Genomic DNA, 23329 nt, shown 5'->3' with positions numbered 1-23329 from the left:
TGGGATTTTAAAATCCCAAAAGCCTTTCGACCCCAATTATTTGACTGCTACCCCTTGACAGGTCAAGACAGTATCTAAAACTTATTCGTTACCATCTTTACGGGCGATTCCCTACGGGATAGCTTCGCTTCACGTACTTACTTCAAACTCTCACAGAACAAGTGCTTGAATTCAAATCTCTCTTAAATCAATCCGAAATTTATCGCACTAATACTGCTAGCAGAAACACCACTGAGAGAAGCTAAAATCTCCCCAGTTTGTGCAAATCGGATTAAAGTTGCACCGCTATCTTGGACAATTGCCAATTGCGAGAAACTCAACCCGTTACCCAATACTAACAAGTCTTTACCGAGTTCAAAATCATCAATTGTATCAATACCGGAATAGCTAGAGAGTAAGAACTTATCATTCCCTACATCCCCTACTAAGGTATCATCCCCCAAATCGCCGCTGAGGAAATCGTTACCCTGACCTCCTAGCAGAATATCATTGCCTTGACCGCCGTAGAGAGTATCGTCGGCTTTTTCACCAATTACGATGTCTTCGCCTCGATTGCCAGAAAGGAAGTCAGTAGCCGCACCACCAGTCAAAGTATCAAAACCCTTTCCGCCGTAGAGAGTATCGTCACCAATTCCACCATCTGTTAAGTCGTTCCCTTGATTGCCATTCATCCAATCGTTGCCATCTAGGCTAAACAGCAAGTCATTTCCTTTTTTACCGCGCAATATATCATCGCTAGTGCTGCCCGTAATGGTATCATCGCCATCTGTGCTTTCGGTAGAATTTTCCCCATCTTTAACGAATTCTATACCGCTGCTGGGGAAAGGTTCTTCGGAGGTAGACGGTGTACTGGAGTCATCAGTATCTACAGTATTGCGGACTGTGGGATTGTTAGCTGTCGCCGACTGAATTTGGGTATTGAGAGATGCACCAGTATTTTCGGAAATCGCCGACTGAATCGTCTTATTTCCGGCTGCGACTTGCAGTAAATCTTGGGCTACTTCTCCTTGTGCAACTTTTTGTATGCGGGCGATTTCTGTGGCGGCATCTGAGGGCGAGGTATTGCTGGAGACGATCGCCTTTATTCGCTGATTTCCCTCTGCAATAATAGAGGCAGCATCCGAAGCAATACTAGATAGTTGCGGTACTTGCAGTTGACTCGTCGCCGACTCAATCATCGCCTGCAATTGCGTTGAATTGCTTAAATCGACAGTGCCAGATTTAATTTGATTGGCAACGGCAGAAATTACGCGATCGGCAATCTCACTTTTCGGGGTATTTGAAGCACCGCTAATTAAATCTGTGACTAAAACAATGGTATTTTGCACCTCAGCGTGTGCTGCATAAACCGCCAAACCGTTCGGGTCGTTTTGAGTAATTGCCTGTAGCGGATCGTAGCTAGTCAAGTCAATTCCTGACGACACTCCCAGTGCAGATTTTACCTGATTTTGGGCCTGATTTTGGTCACTACCTTGCTCGATCAACTCGGTCAATAGGGTAGTTAACGGAGTGACAACAATAGCATCAGGTGTGGCAAAGAGGGGGGTTTGCTGCGGCAAATAAGTAGAAGTATCGATGCCATCGGTAAGGACAATTTTGCCTTCATTTTGTTCGATATCACCACTGTTATTTTTGTCGAACTTGTCAAGAGAGACATCTAAGTTAAAGCTGCCATCGGCGTTAGTAATGGTGAAGGGTTCGTTATCATCTCGGATACCGTTAAAGTTGCCATCAAAGAAAACAGTAGCCCCGGCCATGTAACCGTCAATTGCTCTGCCCCTAGTGCTAGAACTCGGCCCCAAACTAAAGTTAGCTAACTCAAATGTGGCCAAGTTATTATCGTAGACTGTTGTGTAATCAAATCCGCAAGGATAAGGTATACGGAAGCGCTTACCAAATATTTTGAAACTTTTCTCACAGAATTTGACTGAAATTACCTTAGCTTCAGCACCCAAGAAAGCATTAACTTGTCCTGTGACATCAAACAGTACCGAGGGTTGGCTGATGCGCGAAGTGATTTCCGATGTTCGGATTTTTCCGTCGCCGCCTTGTTTGGGCTGGAATTCTCCAATATCTATCAAATCGATGCCGACTTTTCCTTGAATTCCACCTTTGACATAACCCTCGACAATTTTCGCATCTATCCCTGCACCCACCGCAATACTAGCGTCAAGACTGAGTTCGTCAACATCTGGCCCTGTACCGTCAGCATTTTCGCGATCGCTCACATAAAACCCATTCAAAACTTGGTCAGCAGAGTCCGCAGCAAAATTCGAGTTTTTCCACTCATTTAATCCGTAGGTATCGTACCCAAATCCTAGATGAGCTGAAGCACTAAAATTCCCTTCCAGTAAACCCTCGATCGGCCCCCATATCGGAAAATTTTGCTCGATATTAAAGTCAAATCCCAGTTTGGGCATCTGATAGCTGAAGACCGGAACATCCGGTTTACCTATCAGCAATTGAATCGCGGTTTCTGGTTTCGTCAATAGTGGCAAATCAAAGCCATCAATATCTTGTAAAGCATTTAAGAAGTCCTTGATATTGGCGCTTGTTTGGGAGTTAACTTGTTGGTTAGCCGTTTGCTGTACAGCATTTGTTGGAACTGGTAAAGCATTCTGAACATTAGCACTTGGGTCGGCAACATCTATATTACCCAGAGTGTAGGAACCCAAGTCAATTTTATCTGGAGAATTTGCTATTTGGTTTGCCAACTCCACAACTTTATCAACCTTCGCAACCGCCTCTAAAAACCGAGTATCGATATCGCGACCAGAGATTTTTGCTGCCAGTTCTAGTACACTGACTATGCCATCCCCATTTTTATCAAACGGCTCCGCTAGACCTATTTTAGACAGTAATTTGGTGTCAGCATTGAGGAAGTTGATAACTGGTCGAAATGGTTTAATGACATCGGAAATTTTACCGATAATTGGTTTAGCAAAATTATTGACAAATGTTCCCAAGTCTAGTTGCATATTGTTAAATGCAAGTGCGGGCTTTTGCGGCCCGGTGAATTGACCGTTAGCGTAATTTAAAATGGGCCAATCAACTGCTAAGTCGAAGTTATACGAGGGGAATGCAGCATTGCCGTTGATGCTGGTTTTTGCTGTGAGACCGAGATTAGCCTCGCTGCTTAAGCTGGCGTTGAATAACTCTTGAAACTGATAGTTGCCTTGCAGTTCTGGCAAGGTGAGGCGAGATCCATCATTGGGGCCGCCTAGATTGTCTAAGTCATTGAGCTTGACTTCGAGGTTGGCATCGACTTTAGTAGGGTTGTTGGTATCGTTTGCCAGGTCAACTTGGAAAAAACCTAAGTTGCCTTTAGCCTGGAATTGGTCATCTAGGTTCAAGTCAATGTTGGCGGTTAACTTGGTTTTGTCAGTATCTATGTAGCAGCCCAAATCTTTACTAACACCAACTCCTAAGGACAAGTTGTAGTTGTATTTTGATTTGGCTTTTCCATCTACATCTAAGCTTAATGCCGGCACTCCTAAATTTTGCGAGAGATTGAGATCCGGAAACTGATATTGCTTGGCAAGAGTAATTAGCAAGGTACTTTCATCAGCACTGGAATTCTCAGTTAAAGCAACATTGAAGTCAGAGCCCAGTGCAGTGCGGAGGCTACTTTCTAACTGACTCAGACTTTGAGTTCCATAATTTTTAATCGTATCGACTAACTTAGTCTTGAAGTCGCCAATAAAATCTGGGGAAATGTCCTTGAGGGGGCCGACAATCGGCAGGTTAACTGCCTGTAATTGGTCGTCAAGAATTTTCTCAAGTTTATCCAATCCAGCTTCTACGCCGCACCAATTCTTCTGTGTGTCGATGGTACCACCAGGCGTTGGCGGTGTCGGTGTCGGCGGTTCTGGTGTCGGTGTCGGCGGTTCTGGTGTCGGTGTAGGCGTTGGCGGTGTCGGTGTCGGCGGTTCTGGTGTCGGTGTAGGCGTTGGCGGTGTCGGCGTCGGCGGTTCTGGTGTAGGCGTTGGCGGTGTCGGTGTCGGCGGTTCTGGCGTCGGCGTCGGTGTAGTGTCGTTATCCGCGATCGCCACTGTCACCCCTGGAACCACAACCACATTATACTTAGCATCAGTGCTAGTCACACTGTGAGTAAGATTAGCGCTGTGTCCCCCTTCCACAATCCTATCGTCAACAGCCTGCACTGTAACTGTTTGAGCGTCGTTCCAATTATCCGCAGTGAAAGTCACAGGGGCGATCGCCTGAATCTGCTCACCTGTTGTGAGAGTTATAGTTACAGGGGCGATCGGCTGCGACATTAATTCGATCTCATAACTGCCATTCGCACCGCCTTCTGTAGCAGTTGTTTGCGTGGGAGTAATAGAAATACCAGCGGTATCATTGTCTTTATTGGTAATGCTAACATCCGCTACATCTCGGTTGTTATAATTCACATCTGTACTAACAGCAGCAGCCGTGACTATTTTGTAGTCAATATCGCCGTCAGCACTGCTATCCTCAACCCCTGTTACTGTCACCTGCTGCGGTGCACTCCAGTTAGCCGGAGTGAATGTTAAACTATTAGTCGAAACTGTTCCCTCGGCAACATTATCCGTGTTCAAACCGATAGTCACATCAGCAGTCGGCTGAGTATTTAGAACCACAGAAAAGTTAGCCTTGGTGCCCTCTTCCCCAGTAATTAATCCCGCCGTCGGATTAATTGTAATTCCCGGAGTGTCATCGTCACTGTTGGTGACAGTGACATCATCAGGATCGAGGCTATTGTAATTAGCATCGGTACTCACAGCAGCAGCCGTGACAATTTTGTAAGGTTGAGGGCCATCAGCTACCAAATCGTTAACACCACTCACCGTTATTGTTTGCGATTGATTGTAGTTAGCAGGAGTGAAAGTTAAGCTATCAGTCGAAACAGTTCCCTCTGCTGGGTTGGAACTCCTCAAACCGATGGTAACGTTAGCAGTTGGTTGAGAATCGAGTTTGACTGTGAAATCTGCCTTTCCGCCAGCTTCTGTTGTTGATATTGCTTTTGGACTGACAGTGAAACCGGCAGTATCATCATTAGTAATAGTTGTGGTGGCAGTAGCAGTAGTAATTGTCGGTGTAGAATCTAATTTCGAGGGATTGGACAGCGTAACCTCAAGGGTTTCATTGGTTTCGATCGCCGCATCGCCTAAAACATCAAGAGTAATGGTTTTCGATGTCTCGCCCGCTGCAAAATTAATCGTACCAGTCGCAGCAGTTGCACCGGATGTGCCGCCGATGTTTTTGTAGTCGCTACTGTCAGCAGTACCTGCGATCGCATAATCTACTGTGCTTGCCAACTCAGTGCAACCGCTGCGGGTAACAGTAAAAGTGGCAGCAGTTTTGCCTTCATTGCCTTCAGTAACGGTTGCAACACCAGCAGTAATCGCGTAGTCGATCGGATTAAGCAGAATTGTCACCTTGCTAGCACCCGCTCCGATGCGATCGCCTGGTCCTGAAATCACTCTGTTAAATCCGGCGTAAATCTCGGAATTGACTGGCCCCGTAGCATCAACTTGGCCGTTGAGGGCGTAAAGATACGGCGAATTCAAGCTATTTTTTAGCCCATTTTTGTTATCCCACGCCAGTTGTTCGTTGCTGACTTCTAACTCGACACTCGAAGCGTTAGTCACAAAGTTAGGCACATTTCCTTGGGTAAGTTCTCCGCCAGGAGGTGTATTGTAGTCATTCCCGTTAACGCTCATATTGCCGTTAACAATCTGCATCTCGGCATCGCGGCTTTGAGTGCTGCCATCCCCTCCATAGCCGTCGTTTGACCCTGAGTCACCGAGATTTACCGTCCATCCTGACGGGGCTTTGTCGTATTCAACGATGAATTTTGCTTTCTTGATCTTGCCGTCAAAATTAATTTTTGCTACGGCTTCTAACCAACTGTCTGCGTTGGAGTCGGTAGGGGTATTTACTAGAGAAATAAACTGGTTTGACCCACCAGTAATTGTCCCTGTTTTGAGGTCTATTTGATACGGACTCAGGCTTGAAACAGTATCGTTGGCTGGAATAGTTAATGTGGTTTGAGCCGTTGTATCGGCTATGCCACCTGTAATTGTGTCAAAGTTGAGGATTGCGGTTTCATCGTTTTCAGGGAGATTGTCAGCTTTGATAGTAACTGCAACATTCTGGGTGAGTTCCACACCTGTCGCACCTGCGGGGAATGTAATCGATGTAGGGGAAATGGTGTAGTCAGAATTTTCTGTGGCTGTGCTGCTGGGGTCGATCGCAATTGGTACAATAACATCAGCAAAAGGAGTCCCGCCGCTGAGAGTAACGGGAATATTAACTACTGTATCTGTTGTTCCTTCTGTACCGCTGTAAGCAGCCGCACCGAAATTAACTTTATTGCGTGTATTCAGCAGAATTGAGACATCTTTAGAGGTAAAGTTCGGCGTCGCTAAATCCAACTGGCCGTCAGCATTAAAATCTGTCGCAGCGATCGAACGGGGAACATTTCCTACACTAAAATTGATGGCAGTACCAAAACTGCCAGTACCATCCCCCAACAAGACTGAGACATTGTTATCTCCGCCGTTAGACGCGGCTAAATCGGTTTTGCCGTCGCCATTAAAGTCGCCCGCAATTACAGATTCGGGAGATAAGCCGACACTAAAGTTGGTAGCAGTACCAAAATTACCCGTACCATCCCCCAACAAAACTGAAACGTTGTTAGAACCGCTATTCGATGCAGCAAGATCGAGGTTGCCGTCGCCATTAAAGTCGCCTGTAACGACAAAGTGATTCCCCGTCCCCGCACTAAAGTTAACGGGGGCGCTAAAGTACCCCGTACCCTCTCCTAACAAAACTGAGATATTGTTAGTGGCGCTATTGTTCGATGTGACTAAATCGAGTTCGCCATCGCCATTAAAATCGGCTGTGGCAATAGTAAGAGATGCTCCTGCATTAATGCTAACGGGATCGCTAAAGCTACTGGTACCGTCTCCCAAAAGAATTGAAAGGTTGTTGCCATTCAAAGGGGCTGTGGCTAAATCTAACCTGCTATCTCCATTAAAGTCGCCCGCAGCGATCGATCGAGGATTTATCCCTGAACCGAAGTTGGTAGGATTGCCAAAAGTGCCAGTACCTGTCCCCAGCCGGATGGAAACGAAATCGCCGTTAGCGCCACTAATAGGATTGGCTACAGCTAAATCGAGGTTGCCGTCTCCATTAAAGTCGCGCACTGCAATGGAATTAGGAACCTCGTTGCCGGGATTAAATAAGTTAGTAGCAGTACCAAAGCTGCCCGTACCTGTTCCCAACAATATGGAAATATCTCTAGAACCCAAGTTTGCCACGGCTAAGTCGGGGAAACCGTCGCCGTTAAAGTCGCCCGTATTAATAGAAAAAGGAGTTGCCGTCGGCGAAAAGCCCGCACTAAAGTTAGTAGCCGTACTGAAGCTGGAGAGAACGTGGCTGTAAGCCGCCAGCACTTCTGGCCGAAATGCTAAAGGTGTTGCTATTTTCCCTGATGTTACTTCTAGGAACCAGTCGCCGCCTTTTGCTGCACTTCCGGTGAGGTTTTGCGAAGCAGCAACCGACGCGCCGGTTAACTCACTCAGGCGTTTTATAAATGCTTTACCTGTCTCGCCTGCTGCTACGTTGCACCCATACAAAAGAATGTGAGGTCGATTGTTGGGGATTGAGTCGGTTCGTGGGGAAAACCACTGCTGTAGATCGTGCCGATCGCACTCTATATCATCTAAACTAAAGCGAACGTCGCCGAGTTGGAAGCTGCCGGGAGCACCGTGAGAAACAATGTGAATGCTGTCAATATTGGTACGAAGAGCTAAAATTTGAGTAATTTGGTCGATCGCATCCCGGTTCCCATCCAAAACAACTACTTCCGTACCCGGTGTTACTCCGGCAATCAAACTTTGATAATCTTCAACTTGAGTGTCGATAAAGGCGATCGACCTTACTGAAACTGGAATATTTAAATTTGGCATAATCCACCTGACTGCGGTTTCAAAAAAATACAAAAATTCCGCTATTTCGTGACTGGCGTCCGAAACCATCTATCAATTTTTATTTATACAGACACACCCGTTCTCCGTAAAAACCCGGTGAGCGATCATCTTTCGTCCTCAAACTAACAGTTTTTTTACGGAATATATGTAAATTTTTCTTAAAAAATACCTGATTAATTAAAAGTTTGATAAATATACGGAAAATACTTAAGTATTATTACTGTAAAAAATGAGAGGTTGATTTACCACAAATATTTATGAAACGTAAGTGCAATTGTACAGAAATTTCAAACTCAGCAATTTTGATACATACTTTAGGGTGCGTCAGCAATTAGTCGTGCAGAAAATACGGTCTTCTAACGCACCTACTAAACTTTTGACTACCGCAAACCCCCATCTATCCCCGCTAAAATCTTCTCGGCTTGCCCGCACAAAGCAGCGTGACAGAAACCGTTACTCGCCAACAATCCCCCCCACTGACTCACATCTCCCCGGTTATATTGCAAAGTAGAACCGTCAAAACGAGTAAATTGACCGCCCGCTTCAGTCAAAATTAATTCCGGTGCCGCTAAATCCCAATCTTTCGGTGCAGACTTTCCCGAAAGAGCAATATAAACATCAGCCTTTTGTTCGACAATTGTCGCAATTTTACAGCCGATACTACCGATAGCTATTTGATTTTGACAAGGCAGTTTTTGTAACAATTGATTAAAGCGATCGTCCCGGTGACTGCGGCTAGTTACTATAGATAAATCTGCCACTATATTTCGCGCCGAAACCTGCAATTTGACCGCAGAACCGTCCCGAGTTTCCATAAAAGCGCCAGCATTTTGTACCGCGTAATAAATCTTTTGCTGTTGGGGCCAAGCCACAACGGCCAATACCGGTCTTCCCTCGAATGCTAAAGCAATGTGAACGGCAAATTCACCTGTCCTGTCAATAAAATCTCGCGTTCCATCCAAAGGGTCAATAATCCAAACCCAACTTTGGGGTAAGGGAACTTTGCCATAAGTTTCTAAATAAGATTTGTAAGTTTCTTCGCTGAGATAGCCAAATTCTGCATTCCCTAAAGCCGACTGCAATTCGTCGAGAATGTAAGAATTGACTGCGACATCGGCGGCGGTGACGGGGCCATCTTTTTTTTCTTGGATGTCGAGGTTCGGAGTGTTGGAATCCTGGCGATAATAGGATTGTAGGATATCTGATGCACTCCAGGCGATCGATCGGGCAATTTCGCTGATTTCTTCGAGAGTTTTCATGAATTTCTTTTTTGTGAACCGCAGATGAACGCCGATTAACGCAGATTTCTGTAGGGGCGGTGCCCCCGTGCCCGCCCCGGGAAACCATAGATTAGCAACTACCAATTAATATGAGGATATTTCCATTCATAATAATTAGGAAACACAAAATTAGTAAACGAAACCGAAATACTAACCTCCAATGATTTTACATGATGCCACCAACCGACAGGAATAAAGATAGCCTCTCCCGGTTCCAAAATCACTTCAATAATTTTCGCATCTCTGTAAAGCGGGTATTTGTCATAATCAGGATTTTCGCCGTCCACCTTGCTGAAAACTCCGACGTGATTGTAAAGCAGAGGTGTTTGTTGTGGAGAAATCAATTTAATTAGTTTGCGGCCAGAAACTTGAGCCAAAATTAAATTAACTGGATCATGGTGCAGCGGTGTAATCGTGCCTTTTGGGCCGAACCAAAAGAAAACTCTGCCTTTTGTGTCCGTTGGATTTAGGTATTCTGGGAAAATTTCAATGTCGTCGAATAGGGGTTTAAATTCCTCTCTTTCCAGAGTTTTGTTGTTAGCAACCATGTAGTAGTCGTTGCTAGGCCCGCCCTTGACCACCATCTCTACATATTTGCGGAACAAGACAATTTTTTTGTGATTTTCTATCTTAATTTCGTAATTCGGGTCGGAATTTCGGTTGGCTTGAATTTGTACCTCTGTATCGCCGTATTTTTGCTGCAAATACTCTGGCGTCCACAACTGCAATGCTTTCCAGTTGTGCATAATGTTGGTAATAATTACAGGAGTATTTTTGGCGTAGTAATTTTCGAGAAAATACTCTCTAGAAAGGCTGCTTTTGCGTTCGATTGTGCCAAACTTGGAAGACAATGCAGCTAATTGATTGCTAATCCTGAGATGCGATTCTAATTTCTGCAATAACTGCACGTACTGACTACCTGCTTGAAAGTAGGGATGAGAGGATATTTCCCTAACTTCTGCCGTGGCTGTTTCCGCATCTATGCCCGTACTTATTAGGGCTTGAATGATTTCTGCGTCTGGTTGATTTAATAATTTGTTTGCCGCCACCCACTGTTTCATATTGTCGGGGACTTCTTGTTTGCTTGGGGTGAGTAGATTGGGCAAGTTTTGTGTCAGCCATTCTAGGTTAACTTGCTGTTGTTCTGTGAGGGTAATCCGCAAAGGGGGAAGGGTGATAGTTAGGGGTTGGGGGTCAGACATGATTCGGGTATGTTGTTTTGGGAGTGTTTTGTGTGACTTAAACTTGTCTTACTAATATAGCAATTTTGTTAACGAACCGCGAAGGCGCTAAGGGCGCGAAGGAAGAGAAGAGGTAAGTTCACAAATTTTGTCGAACTTGCTGTCAGGATTTTAACTCAACAAGTGCTGCCAGTTCAATTTTTCTAGCTTTGAGCGGTTTTAACCGGATAGTTTGGTTAATTTTTATTTAAAATTAACCCTTATTCATCCAGGCGCGGGTTCCGAAGTTTTTGCAGGAATGGGAAGCGATTTTAGCCGCTGCAGTGAGAGTATCGGTAAAGTTGTTTTGCAAAATGTAGTGACAGAAAGCCCCGTGAAAGATGTCGCCCGCGCCTAAAGTATCTGTGGCTTGAATTTGAGGTACTTCTACAGTGCCATAACTGCCATTGCTGAGGTATAAAATTGATTTTTCGCCACGAGTGATGGCAATATGGGAAATTCCGGCTGCTGACAGGTAAGCAAAGACTTGTTCTGAATTGTCGCAGTTGGGCGGATGAAAGTTATCGGAACATACCGCCCATTCTATAAAAGGCAATATTTCCTCTAATCCGGGTTTCCAACTGCCGCCGTCGAGGACAATGGGAATGTTTTTTGACTTGGCAAGTTGAGCAATTTCTTGGCTGGCTGCGATTTGATGTCCGTCCAGCAGTACAATACTAACGGTTACTAAAATATCCTGGTTAATTACTTGGCGGTCAACTTGCGATTTCGTAGCATTGATGGAAATTACCGATCGATCGCCCGTTGCTTCAGTTACAATAATCGAGGACACTGGCGGCGAGTGCGATCGCCCTGGCTCCAAATCAATTATCCTGACATTATACTCCGCTAAGTCTGCACGAATTAATTGAGCGATCGCGTGAGTGCCCAAAACCCCAGCCCATATCGCCGCATTCCCCAAATAGCTAAAAGTGACCGCAGCATTCGCCGCTGGCCCGCCCGCAGCAATGGTACAATCAGAAGCAACAACTTTCTGATTTTCACCCGGAGGCTTCTCGGCCAAATAAACTAAATCTAAAGTCGCCAATCCCAAAAACAATCCCGTTTTCATAAGTTCTTAAATATGTGGCATGGGCGTCCCGCCCGTGCTTTATCTGCGGTTAAAATAAAAAATATCCAAATGCAGCCAAATCCCAATACAGGAACACTTTACATCGTCGGAACCCCGATCGGCAACCTGGAAGACATGACCTTTCGCGCCATCCGAATCTTGCAAACAGTAGACTTCATCGCCGCCGAAGATACCCGCCATACAGGCAAACTCTTGCACCATTTTCAAATCAAAACGCCCCAAATCAGCTATCACGAACACAACCAACAACAGCGACTTCCCGAACTCATCGACAAACTGCATTTAGGCAAAGATATCGCCCTCGTCACAGATGCCGGAATGCCTGGGATTTCTGACCCCGGTTCCGAGTTGGTCAAAGCTTGCGCGGATGCTAATATTAACATTATTCCGATTCCCGGCCCGACCGCCTGCATTGTTGGCATAACTGCATCAGGATTACCCACAGAGAGATTTGTATTTGAAGGTTTCTTACCCGTGAAAGGTCAAGAACGCCAACAGAGTTTAGAAGCTTTGCAAATAGAATCTCGCACTATAATATTATACGAATCTCCCCACCGATTGCGACAAACTTTACAAGATTTAGCAAATATTTTAGGAAGCGACAGACCGATTGTGCTGGCGAGAGAGTTAACTAAAATGCACGAAGAGTTTTGGCGTGGTAGTATAGAAAGTGCGATCGATCTTTACACCAATCGCGAACCCCAGGGAGAATTTACCCTCGTAATTGCCGGCATCCAAACAGCCGCACCAATCTTTTCCGAAGACGCCATCAAAGCAGAATTGCAAACATTAATTGCAGAAGGCATAAGTCGTTCCCAAGCCAGCCGCCAGCTAGCGCAACAAACATCCCTCCCCCGCCGCCAAATCTACCAACTCGCCCTGACACTAGACGACAGTTAATGATTATAATAGAAGGAATGCACGCCACCGATTTTGACACGCATACACGGATTAATTATTGACCACAAGTCAGTAGTCAGAAAGAAGACCGAAGTTGAAGTAATACTTACAATCATACTATAAAAACCTATGGCACGCGGCAACTACGAGCGACACAAACCATATTTACGCAACCCCCACATCAACAAACCAATCGCCGAGATTTATGCAGACTTAGACGCCTTTACCTGGGAGATATTTGAGGATCAACCCCACCGCTTCGAGACCGTCAGTTTTTACGTCTTGCTTCCCCCATTGATGTACGAAGGAAAATTCATCAAAGGAATTTACTTCAGCGAAGCAGTCGAACTAATCAACAAACTATTTCCCGGATTATCATCAGTCTTTCATTCCTTTACCTATGCCCCCTGGATTGGATATTCCTGGGCACCCATAGCCGATGCTTACTCCAGCTTGTACAAAAACCCGCAACGGGATAAATGGTTTCGCGAAACGTATCCTGAGCGCGCGCACAAACCAACTATACCCTTACAAGACTGCGACTTCATCAACGAATACTGGATTTCCCCCAGGAATGTCCCTGAAAAAGACATCGATTTACTCGCCGTCGCCCGAATTTCCGAAGAAAAGAACTTGCCAACAATTGCCAAAGCCTTAAAAGTTTACCGCCAAAAATACCCGCAAAAACCGATAAAATTAACAGTTATCACCGGACACGACTTTGATCCTAGCAACCTGAACACTCTCGACGAATGCGCCTTAAACGAATGGCGACAAATCGAGACAATTTTAACCAATCCCAAGGACTACATTAGCTTAGTACCGAGAGTAGACTACTACAGCGAAATGCCCCTGTATTATTCGCGAGCAAAAGCATTTGTACTCGGTTCTCTCCTCGAAGGAAAAAACCGAGCCATCATGGAAGCCATGAGTTGCAACGTACCAGTAATTTGTTTCCAAGAATTCAATCAATACGCCAGAGGAGACTCGCCCGTTTTCCCCGAAGGTGCAGGGCTTTATGCTAAATTCAACCCAGAATCTCTCGCCGATACTATATATACAGTATTGGAAAATCGGACAGAATTCAGACCACGATATCAGTATTTAAAGCATTCCGGGCGCAAGAACTTTTTCAATACTTGTATAGACAGTTTTCCTTACTATCAGCACAACATTCCCGACTACAAGCCCGGAGATGCGATTAACAATTTGTGGCTAGATTTAGCAGTTCAGCAAAATTATCAAGTCAGCTTGAATAGCTTTTTGTACGGAGGTTCACCCATTTCTCACCTGCGCGGAATAAATGCGATTCAGCAGAACCTCGGCGAGTTAACAAAATTCAAATAACATATCAAAATAGCCTGAGTCAACGCACCCTAAGATTTTGCTTGTGCCAGAGATTTATTTTTTACGTCAGACGTAAATTCCCATTCTAAGCCTAGTAAATTCAACAGGAGTGGACATTCAGTTTCATTGGAATGCTTGCCCAAACTATAATTGTGATATTTTTAATTATTTATTTGGGCAAAGTCTTTTTTATTTGTCTTAGCTGTGATTTCTAATTCAGAACCGAATAAACTTAACTGAGTCGAAGAATCAGCTTGATTTTTTCTTTTCCTCAAACCTGGTTTTTCAGATTCTTTAATATCTTGATGTATCTTGCTTGCTAGTACCCGAGCTAACTTAACAGGTACTGCATTGCCGACCATTTTGTATCCGTCAGCAATATACTTGTACTTAAAAATAAACTCATCCGGGAAAGTCTGAACTCTCGCACACTCTCGCACAGAAAGGCGACGGTAAGGCAGAGGCGAGTTGCGGTCAAAAATGCGCTTATCTTTGCCAACCAAAATCATTTTGTTAGCTTGAGGGTGCAGAGGTGCGTGTCTGCCGCTTGCCTGAATTGTAAACGAAGGTTCACCCCAGCTTCTAACTCGATTTCGCGACATATAAATGCTCGAAAATCCCAAATCTGCACATTCGTGATTCGGGACAGAATCGTGATAATTATCTAATTTACCCTTAACTGACATTGGGGCGATCTCCTGCAAATCAAAAATCGCATCTTTCAGGGTTAAAACATCGGTTCCAGGTTCAGGAAACTCAAAACCTAAACCCAGATTCTCCCGATAACCAACAACAATCACCCTTTGCCTATCTTGCGGCACACCAAAATTTTTGGCATTCAGCAACTTGAACGAAACCCGATATCCAATTTCCTCAAACTGCGATAATATATAAGTGAAAGCATCCTTGTTTCTGGGGGCTAAGATGCCCCTAACATTCTCAGCCAAGAAAAACAAAGGCTGCTTGTCCCGCACAATTCTGATATACTCCCAGAAAAGTTGACCCCGACTGTCATCAATTCCCCGTTTCGCGCCCGCCGCACTCCAACTTTGACAAGGAGGCCCGCCGATAATCCCAATACACTTGGAAATTTCATCAGAAGGGATTTTTCTGATATCTCTTTTATCTAAAATAGTGTCAGGATGGTTGAACTCGTAGGTACCCCAAATAGTGCGATCGCACTCATTCGCCCAAACAATATTAAATCCCGCCTGTCGAAAGCCCAAATCCAACCCACCACATCCTGCAAACAGAGATATGATATTCATAATGCCTTTGCCTTTAGTGTTAGATTTTGTAAGTAATAATTTTAGCAGGTATGAGGTTGTCAGCATTATCGGGACATTTAATCGACTGAGTATTAATATTAAATCCGGGAACTGAGATGGATTCGATCTTTGTTCTGCTGTCAAGTGGAAAAGACAAATATTTACTTTCCTTCAGTATGGCGATTATCTGAAAATTTTTCTTAGGGTCATATCCTGTATTTACATAATCAAAAACAGTGGAAGGATTATTTATGAGCCACATTGGTCTAATTCTTAAGGATGTTATACTTAACGGGTCTAGTTTATTTACTCTACCTAACTCTTCGGTTTCACTAAATTCGACATCGGAAATTGCATTAATTCCACTGGCTATCTGCTCTTTAATCCCTTCATAATATTCTTGGCTAGCAGCATAGCAATCACCATAAATAAGCCATAGGGTTTTCAAATATTCTTTACTTATGACTCCAATTGCATAAATAATATCCTTTTCTGTCCATGTTTCACACTCACGACAAACTAATGTAATTTGTGGATTGTCAGAAAATAATTTTGATTTGGGATAGGAACTATTTAATTGAATCGAACCCTTGGGAGTTTGTATTTTATAGACTTCTATGGCATCGCCATTTCTGATCATTAAATTTGGAGGATTACTCTGATTGGTACGAATCCAAGAAAATACTTCATCGTACTTTTCATGTTTGCTGGGTTCCGGTTCATTTATAGCATTGGCAAAAGCATCCTTGACAAAAGACTCGAATGCTGTAGAACTGGGTAAGTCAGGTATAGGGTGATTAATAATTGTAGCGATCGCTTCCAGTATATTCGTCATTGGCTATAAAAAATAGAGAACGCAATTAAACCAGAGCTAATCATAGCAGAGATCCTCAATGAATGCAAACTCCATCCTCAAATCTTACCAACACTTTGGCGTCCACCTCGGTCTAGAAAGTATTCACCAACTTCTAAAAAAACTAGACAACCCCCACAAACAAGTACCCATTATCCACGTTGCCGGCACCAATGGCAAAGGTTCCGTTTGCGCTTATCTCTCTTCCGTACTAACAGAAGCAGGCTATCGAGTTGCACGCTACACATCCCCGCACCTAATAGATTGGACAGAAAGAATTTGCATCAACCAAAAACCGATTTCCCCAACAGAATTGCAGCAGTGTCTAGAACGAGTTGTCGCCGCCACCGAAAACAACACCGAAACTCCCACTCAATTTGAAATAATCACCGCCGCAGCTTGGCTGTATTTCGCTGAACAAAAAACAGACATCGCAGTCATAGAAACTGGATTAGGAGGAAGGTTAGACGCGACTAACGTTTGCGAAACACCTCTCGCTAGCGTCATCACTTCTATCAGTCTCGAACACTGGCAAATACTCGGCCCCACCGTCGCTGATATTGCTGGGGAAAAAGCGGGAATTCTTAAATCAAAATGTCCGGCAGTTATCGGAGAATTGCCAGAATCAGCTAGAATAGTAGTAGAAAAACGCATTCAAGAATTAGACTGTCCGGCAACTTGGGTAAAACCAGCAATAGATTTAGGACAAGGATTCACAGAATATCAGTTAAATCAAAATGCGGTTAAAATAAAATATCAATTGCCGCTGCTGGGAAAAATTCAATTAATGAATTCAGCAATTGCGATCGCAACTTTGCAAACTCTCCAAAACCAAGGATGGCAAATTTCCCCAACCGCCATCGAAAACGGTATCGCTAAAACCCAATGGCCCGGAAGACTTCAGCAGACAACTTGGAAAAACCGCAATATATTAATTGACGGCGCGCATAACCCCGCCGCAGCGATCGCCCTGCGTGAATATGTCGATCGCCTGAACAATCACGCGTCACCGATTAACTGGGTAATCGGCATTCTGGCGACTAAAGACTGCGATGATATTTTGAAAGCATTACTCAAAAAGGGCGATCGACTTTACCTAGTACCCGTACCCGATCAAAACTCATCATCCCCTGCAGAATTAGCCGCCCTAGCTCAAATTATCTGCCCCGAATTAACTCTCTGTCAAGCCTTCCCCGACTTAAAAACAGCTTTAGATGCTGCTGTTACAGGCGACAACCTAACAATCCTTTGCGGTTCGCTTTATCTCGTCGGCTATTATCTGCAACAACAATCCCAAGCTTAAACCCATCAGAATTGTGTTTCTTCCTCAGTAAAGATAGGAGGCCACAATTCCGAAACGGGCAATTCCCAACCGGGAAAAAGTTCTGCTACTGTTAAGATATCGCCATTTCCTAAAACAGTCGGTTCACCTGTAGAGCGATAAATAGTCACTGTTTCTTCATCAGGATCGATCAGAATTCCGACGATCGCACCCAGCTCTATAAACTTCAAAACCTTGGTTTCTATAAGCTTAATGCGATCGCTCTGAGATTTAATCTCAACCACCAAATCGGGGACAAGTTCTCCAAAATAACGGGGACTTTGGCGCAAGCGGGCGGCGCGCACAAAAGAAACATCCGGTGCTTTGACATTCGTATCCGGCATGATGAAACCGCCTGCGGAGTCAAAGACTCTCCCCAAGCGGCGGGGATAAACCCAGTTACCCAGCAAGCGAATCAAAATACTGCTGATTTCACTGGATACGATGTCTGATGGCCCCACAATTGAAAGTCTCCCGTCTTCTAGTTCAATTTTGTAATCTAAACCCGCTTCGGAAAAAAGGGTTTGAACTTGGTTTAAATCTTTGAGTGTCATCGCTGGCATAAGAATTTTATCCTATTCTGAGCTGAGCTTTGATTTTAACACGAGTTAAATTTCTGAATATTTGAGGAATTCAGGCTATATTCCTACAAATATTCAATCAAGCTGAATTGAGAAAGGCGATCGCACGGGATAAATAAACTCGGTTTCTGGGATGAGCAAGCCTTCTTATCAACAAACATTTACTTTTAAAATATTGGAGATTGTCTTATCCAGAGTTCTCCTCCGACTCCGCCTTGTGAAGAGGCGATAATTTCATCATTCGATAATAACTTAAAAGCTTATATGCTGATATATATGGCGGCACAGCTTGCTATTATTTAATAATATGTCAATTTGCAGAAAAAAGCAAGGGGCTAGAGCAAATAAAATCCCGCCCCTGCTGCAATTCAAAACTACCTTTGATCCCAAGCCTTAGCCGCATCAGCCACAGCTTGGTCTACCGACTTCTCATCCAACATTGCCGCCTGCAAATTGTCATAAATCGCCTTTTGCAGCTTCTTAACATCCTTGAGAGGCGGAATCAATAGCTCGGCGGAACTCAACCCAGAAGCACTAACAACCCGAGCGCGATCGGCAGCAGGAGCATCAGCAGCAACTGTCTTAAAATAATCGTCCTGCAAAGCCTCAACCGTAGAAGGCAAAACATTAGCAGCCTTAGCAAAAGCCAACTGATTTTGAGAATTAGTGACATACAGAGCAAACTTGACAGCATCATCAGGGCGCTTGCTGTCGCGGGGCACAACCAAATTCATCACCGCCACAGTCTTCTTGCCTGTTTCCCCCGTAATTTGAGGCGCAGCAGCCGAAACAGCACCAATACTAGGAGCATTCTCAGAAATCGCCTTCAAAAACTGAGGCCCGGAAGCCAACAAAGAAGTTTCCCCAGCTTGATAAAGCTCGATCGCCCTGCGGTGTCCCTGCACCAAAACATCCTGCGGCAAAAGTCCGTTTTTGTACAAATCTACCCAATACTGAAAAACAGCTTTGCCCTTAGCAGTATTAAAAGCCGCCTTGCCTTTAGCGTCAACCAAAGGCACACCCATCTGCACGAAAGATTGCAAAACCTCCGCCGAATCTTCCGGCACAAAAGTCACAAAAAAAGCAAACTTACCAGTCTTTTCCTTCACCTGCTTGGCAACAGTTGCCAACTCGGCATAAGTAGCAGGAGGCTTAGCAATTCCAGCCTTCTTCAACAACTCCGTATTGTAAATAGTTACCCCAGTCGTGAGATACCAAGGAATGCCAAAACTCTTGCCGTCGAGTACGCCAGCTTTCCAGATATTTGGCAGATAGGTCGATCGAACTTGCTGCGGAATCCGAGAATCCAAATCCAGCCAAGCATTGCGTCCCGCCAACAGCGAAGCAAAATCGGGATTTAGGTTAACCACATCCGGCGCAGTTTTAGCCGAAACAGCCCCCAAAATCTTGCTTTCCATCGCCGACCAAGGAACGTCCACCCAGCGCACCTTCACCCCCGGATTTTCCGCTTCAAAACCGGCGATCGTCTTGTTGAAATACTCAGTAAACTGAGGTTGAAGCTGCATAGTCCAGAACTCGATTTCCTGCGTATTATTTGCCTGGGAATTAACAGCAGGCTTGCCGCAACTCACCACCGCAGCCAGCAGCAGCCCCACCAGTCCAAAAACAGCAAACAGTTGCCAAGATTTACGTTTCATAGAATAAAATTTGAGAGTTATCGGAACCGTCAGACAAAAAAGCGTGAAGCGAAGCTATCCCTTTCCCCGCAGGGGTTCCCGTTCCCCGTAGGGGTTCCCGTAGGGTAGGGTAGGGAATCGCCCGAATCAAGCGCATCGAGTCAGTAACAGAGTTTTGTACCTGGGCCCAGGAGCGAGATAGTCTGTTTTTGTGCAGAATCGGCAGGTTTTCGGTCGATAGAGCTGGAATTTATTGACATTCGCAGCAGAATAGCTATTGTCAAGTAAATTGGATAGCATAAAATCGGAACTAGCGATCGCGCAACACAGACAGAGCTGCGCAGCTACGGCGGGATACCGAGATTACAGCACTCTCTCGGCAGTTGGAAACCAACCCTCCAACACCGGGCGCGCTTAATCAGGCTGGCCAACTACAAAAGAAAAAAATAGCAATTACCGGCGACCCAATCACATGGTTAACTTTTTCAAAGGTCTACTTTCCCAACGCCAGCCAGGAATCGGGATCGAAATAGCCCCAGACCGCATCAACATCATTCAGCTCGAAAAGAAAGCTCAGACATTAAAATTAGCCACCCTAGCCTCAATAGAAGTTCCCGAAGACATAGTACAAGAAGGACAAATAGTCGATCCGCCGGGGATGGCAGAACTCATACGCGCCGTCCTCGCCGAAAACAAAATCAAAGCCAAGCGAGTAGCCACAGCCATTCCCGGCCGCGAAGCCGTCATCCGCCTCATCCCTGTTCCCGCAGAGCTCAACGAAGAAGAACTGCGAGATTACATGAACGCAGAAGCAGGACTGTACTTGCCGTTTCCCAGAGAAGACGCCGACGTAGACTATCAAAAAATAGGCCTATTTGTAGATGACGACGGAGTAGAAAAAGTGCAAGTCGTGTTAGTAGCCACCCGCAGAGAAGTTACCGACACATACATCGAAACTTTCAAAGAAGCCGGACTGATTATAGACGTACTAGAAGTAACCAGCTTTGCCCTAATCCGCACTCTCAAAGACCAACTGCAACAATTTTCGTCCCAAGAAGCCGCAGTTCTCACCGCAATAGAATTTGACAGCACCGAGTTAGCTATAGTAGTGGACGGTATACCTCAGTTCAACCGTACCATCCCGATCGGCACCTACCAAATCCAGACCGCCCTCAACCAAGCCATGAACCTGCCGCCAACCAGAGACACCAGCGAACTGCAAGGCATGACCCTGCCTGTCACAGATACAATGGGCGCATCGGGAGACGCCAATCCCGGCACAAATGCGATGATTAAAGTATTGGGAGAACTAGCAGACGAACTGCGCCGCTCAGTAGACTTTTACCTCAACCAGAGCGAAGAACTCGAAGTAGCGCAACTGCTGCTAGCAGGTCCTGGAGCTGCGATCGGCAAACTAGACGAATTTTTTATGCAAAGATTAAGCTTGCCCGCATCTCAAGTCGATCCCATCGAAACCCTAGGACTCGAAATCAGCCAAGAAATTACCCCAGAACAGCGAGCAGGTTTAGGAGTCGCCCTAGGTTTAGGACTAAGGGAGGTTATGTGACCTAACAGTTTTAGATGAGAGAAAAACAGATTTGAGAATTTTAGGTAAAAACCCCTTCCAAAAGAAGAAGGCAGAAAGCAGAAGGTAGAATATTGGAGGTAGAAGATAGAAGGTAGAATATATCTGAGGTAGAAGCAGCCCCTTCCTTCAGTAGAAGGCAGAAAGTTGTTTCTTTCTTCCCTAAATAAATCCTTCACTTGTACCAGCAATCTTGGGTTCTGTCTAAAATCTCAAATTTCAAATTTAAATCTATAGCAACAGCCAAGACTGTTAGGACATTCTTAATTCCTGAAACATAAACGCTAGATCACTTTTTCCTTCTACCTTCTACCTTCTACCTCGTGCCTTCTACCTTTTACCTTGTGCCTTCTGCCTTCTACCTTCTGCTATAAAATCGAGTGAAGCCATGTACAGCCTAGATATTAATTTTCTCAACGACCGTCCCGACTACAAACCCGTTGCAACCAAAAGCCCAGCTAAAAAAAGTTCCGGTGGAGCCAAAGACCAACTGCCCATATATGGGGCGACGCTGTTTGCCCTTGGCATCATCGCCGCAGTCATGGGCGCCTGGTGGTGGGCGACTAATGAAAATACCAGCTTGGCCACAAAACAAGAAGCCATCGACCAAGAACTGGCCAAGTTAAACACTCAAGCCAACACCATCAAAGCCATCAACGCCGAAACCGACCAAGTTACCGCGGAATACAAAGCATTAGCCGGAGTATTCGACCAAATTAAGCCTTGGTCGGCGATGCTGCAAGACCTCAGTGCTCGTACTCCGGCGGGAGTCCAAATTGGCAAAATCGAGCAAATCGACCCAAGTCCCTCCCCCGTTGCAGCAGCACCCCCACCCCCTGCTGCAACTCCCGCAGCCTCCCCAGGGGCGAGTCCGTCTCCAGCAGCCAGCCCCACCCCGGCAGCACCTCCCCCCCCCGTCGTCCCGCAGCAGGCATCAAAAGTACAAATTTCAGGGATAGCCAGTACCTTTGCTCAAGTTAACGACTTTATGTTGCTAGTCCAGCGCTCTCCTTTCTTCCTTAACACCGATACAAAACTGATAGCGGCCACATTAAAAAACAACCCCGCACAATTACAAGTGCGTAACGAAAACGCAGCACCAGCAGAACTTCCCAAACTGCGACCGGTGGTGGAATATAAAATTGAAACGACACTCAGCCCGACGGGGGCCTCCGAGTTGCTCCCCGAGCTGCGAAGCAAGCAAGCAGACGGCCTAGCAATACGGATAGAAACACTTCAAGAAAAAGGAGTGCTAGAACCACAAAAACCAGAGGTGAAAAAACAATGACAGCAAATCAGTTTATTCCCAGCGGCGCACAAGCAGAAGAGACAGGGGGTCAGGAAATATTCGGCATTAAGCTGACACCCCAAGTCCAAGCAATCGGCATCGCGGTTCTCGGCCTCGTCATTGCCGGTGGCATTGGCTACCAGTTCGTACTGCCCGAATTCCAAAAAAGAGACGCATTCAAGCAAAAACTTAGCGAAAGCGAGCAAACGCAACTGCAATTGCAAACTCAAATTCAAAAAAAGGCAGAAGCAGAAGCAAAGCAAGAAGAAGCAAAACAGCGCCGGGCAAACGTGACGGCAATGTTTGCCAGCGACGCCAGCGCCAACACGCTTTTGCTTGACATGACCCAACTCGTTAATAGAATCAACGCCGGCGTGCAAGGAGATGACCTCAAGGCTAAAATTACCAAATTTGAGCCGGATATGCCCCCAGCAGCAGCAACCGCCGCGCCGGGAGCTCCAGACCCTGATATTCTGGCAGATACCTCCTTCGGACCGTCCCTGGCTGGCAAGCTCAGACGCAAAAAATTTAAGGTAGAGTTTGAAGGCACTTTCGCTCAAACCCGCAATTTTATGCGTAACTTGGAGTTGATGCAGTCGCTGTTGGTAGTTAGGAATTTGAAATCTGAATTGCTAGCATCAAATCAGCCAATTGAGGTTGATTTTTTGAAGGGGAAAATAGTTCCTGTGGAGCAGCCGCCAACTAAAATTAAAACTGCTTTTGACTTGCACGCGCTGCTGCCGTTAAAGCAAGAAGAAAAACCGCCAACTCCGGCTCCGAGTCCTGGTGCTAAGTAGCGGTTGTTGGGCGGATAGATATTAGCTATTGTTCCCAACTTGCTTTTTCACAAACAAAGAGAAGGCCGAAGGTTTAATTTTGAAGATTGAAGGTAGAAGTAAAAAAATATGAATGCCACCAAAAAAAATATATGGCAATCAAAAATTTGCTCTATAACCTACTTTCTTCTAATACCAAGT

14 protein-coding genes are annotated in these 23329 nt (G+C 45.3%); 6 read left to right on the top strand and 8 right to left on the bottom strand.

Annotated features, from left to right (window positions below):
• Window positions 1–182 precede the first annotated feature (182 nt).
• The 4 genes from QUA25_RS22005 to QUA25_RS21990 all read right to left on the bottom strand — a co-directional run bounded on the left by QUA25_RS22005 (window position 183) and on the right by QUA25_RS21990 (window position 11551).
• Window positions 183–8027, bottom strand: coding sequence for a DUF4347 domain-containing protein (locus QUA25_RS22005; protein WP_333041266.1), 7845 nt, complete (start codon window positions 8025–8027; stop codon window positions 183–185).
• 332 nt (window positions 8028–8359) lie between these two features.
• On the bottom strand, window positions 8360–9238 hold the full coding sequence (locus QUA25_RS22000; RefSeq protein ID WP_333041265.1) for a 3'(2'),5'-bisphosphate nucleotidase CysQ: 879 nt from the start codon (window positions 9236–9238) through the stop codon (window positions 8360–8362).
• Window positions 9239–9336: 98 nt separating this feature from the next.
• Entirely contained in the window at window positions 9337–10461 is a 1125-nt protein-coding gene (locus QUA25_RS21995; RefSeq protein ID WP_333041264.1) for a cupin-like domain-containing protein, read from the bottom strand.
• A 232-nt stretch (window positions 10462–10693) separates the two neighbouring features.
• A complete protein-coding gene (locus QUA25_RS21990) occupies window positions 10694–11551 on the bottom strand; it encodes a sugar kinase (RefSeq protein ID WP_333041263.1) in 858 nt (285 codons plus the stop codon).
• Window positions 11552–11620: 69 nt separating this feature from the next.
• Here QUA25_RS21990 and rsmI point away from each other — a divergent pair, with 69 nt between their 5' ends.
• Window positions 11621–12472, top strand: a complete 852-nt coding sequence (rsmI, locus tag QUA25_RS21985) for a 16S rRNA (cytidine(1402)-2'-O)-methyltransferase (RefSeq protein WP_333041262.1) — start codon at window positions 11621–11623, stop codon at window positions 12470–12472.
• Window positions 12473–12601: 129 nt separating this feature from the next.
• On the top strand, window positions 12602–13819 hold the full coding sequence (locus QUA25_RS21980) for a glycosyltransferase (RefSeq protein WP_333041261.1): 1218 nt from the start codon (window positions 12602–12604) through the stop codon (window positions 13817–13819).
• Window positions 13820–13980: 161 nt separating this feature from the next.
• On the opposite strand, the gene QUA25_RS21975 is transcribed toward QUA25_RS21980, so the two are convergent.
• Together QUA25_RS21975 and QUA25_RS21970 are read right to left on the bottom strand one after the other, a co-directional pair.
• Window positions 13981–15087, bottom strand: a complete 1107-nt coding sequence (locus QUA25_RS21975) for a DNA cytosine methyltransferase (RefSeq protein ID WP_333041260.1) — start codon at window positions 15085–15087, stop codon at window positions 13981–13983.
• Between the two features lie 19 nt (window positions 15088–15106).
• Window positions 15107–15922 (bottom strand): NgoPII family restriction endonuclease, encoded by an 816-nt coding sequence (locus QUA25_RS21970; protein ID WP_333041259.1) that lies wholly within the window; start codon window positions 15920–15922, stop codon window positions 15107–15109.
• A 58-nt stretch (window positions 15923–15980) separates the two neighbouring features.
• On the opposite strand from QUA25_RS21970, the gene QUA25_RS21965 reads away from it, so the two are divergent.
• Window positions 15981–17243, top strand: a complete 1263-nt coding sequence (locus QUA25_RS21965; protein WP_333041258.1) for a folylpolyglutamate synthase/dihydrofolate synthase family protein — start codon at window positions 15981–15983, stop codon at window positions 17241–17243.
• Between the two features lie 5 nt (window positions 17244–17248).
• On the opposite strand, the gene QUA25_RS21960 is transcribed toward QUA25_RS21965, so the two are convergent.
• Window positions 17249–17824 carry a Uma2 family endonuclease gene (locus tag QUA25_RS21960; RefSeq protein WP_333041257.1) on the bottom strand — a complete coding sequence of 192 codons (576 nt, stop codon included), beginning with the start codon at window positions 17822–17824 and terminating at the stop codon, window positions 17249–17251.
• Between the two features lie 392 nt (window positions 17825–18216).
• Window positions 18217–19500 (bottom strand): sugar ABC transporter substrate-binding protein, encoded by a 1284-nt coding sequence (locus QUA25_RS21955; RefSeq protein ID WP_333041256.1) that lies wholly within the window; start codon window positions 19498–19500, stop codon window positions 18217–18219.
• Between the two features lie 451 nt (window positions 19501–19951).
• Here QUA25_RS21955 and pilM point away from each other — a divergent pair, with 451 nt between their 5' ends.
• The 3 genes from pilM to QUA25_RS21940 all read left to right on the top strand — a co-directional run bounded on the left by pilM (window position 19952) and on the right by QUA25_RS21940 (window position 23149).
• Window positions 19952–21046, top strand: coding sequence for a type IV pilus assembly protein PilM (gene pilM, locus QUA25_RS21950; protein WP_333041255.1), 1095 nt, complete (start codon window positions 19952–19954; stop codon window positions 21044–21046).
• A gap of 406 nt (window positions 21047–21452) precedes the next feature.
• The gene (locus tag QUA25_RS21945; RefSeq protein WP_333041254.1) at window positions 21453–22352 is read left to right on the top strand and encodes a PilN domain-containing protein; all 900 of its coding nucleotides are present in this window, start codon (window positions 21453–21455) and stop codon (window positions 22350–22352) included.
• On the top strand, window positions 22349–23149 hold the full coding sequence (locus QUA25_RS21940) for a pilus assembly protein PilO (RefSeq protein WP_333041253.1): 801 nt from the start codon (window positions 22349–22351) through the stop codon (window positions 23147–23149). Before QUA25_RS21945 ends, QUA25_RS21940 begins: the two co-directional genes overlap by 4 nt.
• Window positions 23150–23329 lie beyond the last annotated feature (180 nt).

The sequence above is a fragment of the Microcoleus sp. Pol17C6 genome (assembly GCF_036701145.1).
Classification (GTDB): domain Bacteria; phylum Cyanobacteriota; class Cyanobacteriia; order Cyanobacteriales; family Microcoleaceae; genus Microcoleus.
The sequence above is the reverse complement of the archived record's forward strand: the minus strand, read 5'-3'. Positions and strand labels throughout refer to the sequence as shown.

Bases quoted from the DNA above. Each gene is read 5' to 3' on its own strand.
- QUA25_RS22005 (WP_333041266.1), bottom strand. From the start codon at position 8,027: ATGGTTTCGGACGCCAGTCACGAAATAGCGGAATTTTTGTATTTTTTT.
- QUA25_RS22000 (WP_333041265.1), bottom strand. From the start codon at position 9,238: ATGAAAACTCTCGAAGAAATCAGCGAAATTGCCCGATCGATCGCCTGG.
- QUA25_RS21995 (WP_333041264.1), bottom strand. From the start codon at position 10,461: ATGTCTGACCCCCAACCCCTAACTATCACCCTTCCCCCTTTGCGGATT.
- QUA25_RS21990 (WP_333041263.1), bottom strand. From the start codon at position 11,551: ATGAAAACGGGATTGTTTTTGGGATTGGCGACTTTAGATTTAGTTTAT.
- rsmI (WP_333041262.1), top strand. From the start codon at position 11,621: ATGCAGCCAAATCCCAATACAGGAACACTTTACATCGTCGGAACCCCG.
- QUA25_RS21980 (WP_333041261.1), top strand. From the start codon at position 12,602: ATGGCACGCGGCAACTACGAGCGACACAAACCATATTTACGCAACCCC.
- QUA25_RS21975 (WP_333041260.1), bottom strand. From the start codon at position 15,087: ATGAATATCATATCTCTGTTTGCAGGATGTGGTGGGTTGGATTTGGGC.
- QUA25_RS21970 (WP_333041259.1), bottom strand. From the start codon at position 15,922: ATGACGAATATACTGGAAGCGATCGCTACAATTATTAATCACCCTATA.
- QUA25_RS21965 (WP_333041258.1), top strand. From the start codon at position 15,981: ATGAATGCAAACTCCATCCTCAAATCTTACCAACACTTTGGCGTCCAC.
- QUA25_RS21960 (WP_333041257.1), bottom strand. From the start codon at position 17,824: ATGCCAGCGATGACACTCAAAGATTTAAACCAAGTTCAAACCCTTTTT.
- QUA25_RS21955 (WP_333041256.1), bottom strand. From the start codon at position 19,500: ATGAAACGTAAATCTTGGCAACTGTTTGCTGTTTTTGGACTGGTGGGG.
- pilM (WP_333041255.1), top strand. From the start codon at position 19,952: ATGGTTAACTTTTTCAAAGGTCTACTTTCCCAACGCCAGCCAGGAATC.
- QUA25_RS21945 (WP_333041254.1), top strand. From the start codon at position 21,453: ATGTACAGCCTAGATATTAATTTTCTCAACGACCGTCCCGACTACAAA.
- QUA25_RS21940 (WP_333041253.1), top strand. From the start codon at position 22,349: ATGACAGCAAATCAGTTTATTCCCAGCGGCGCACAAGCAGAAGAGACA.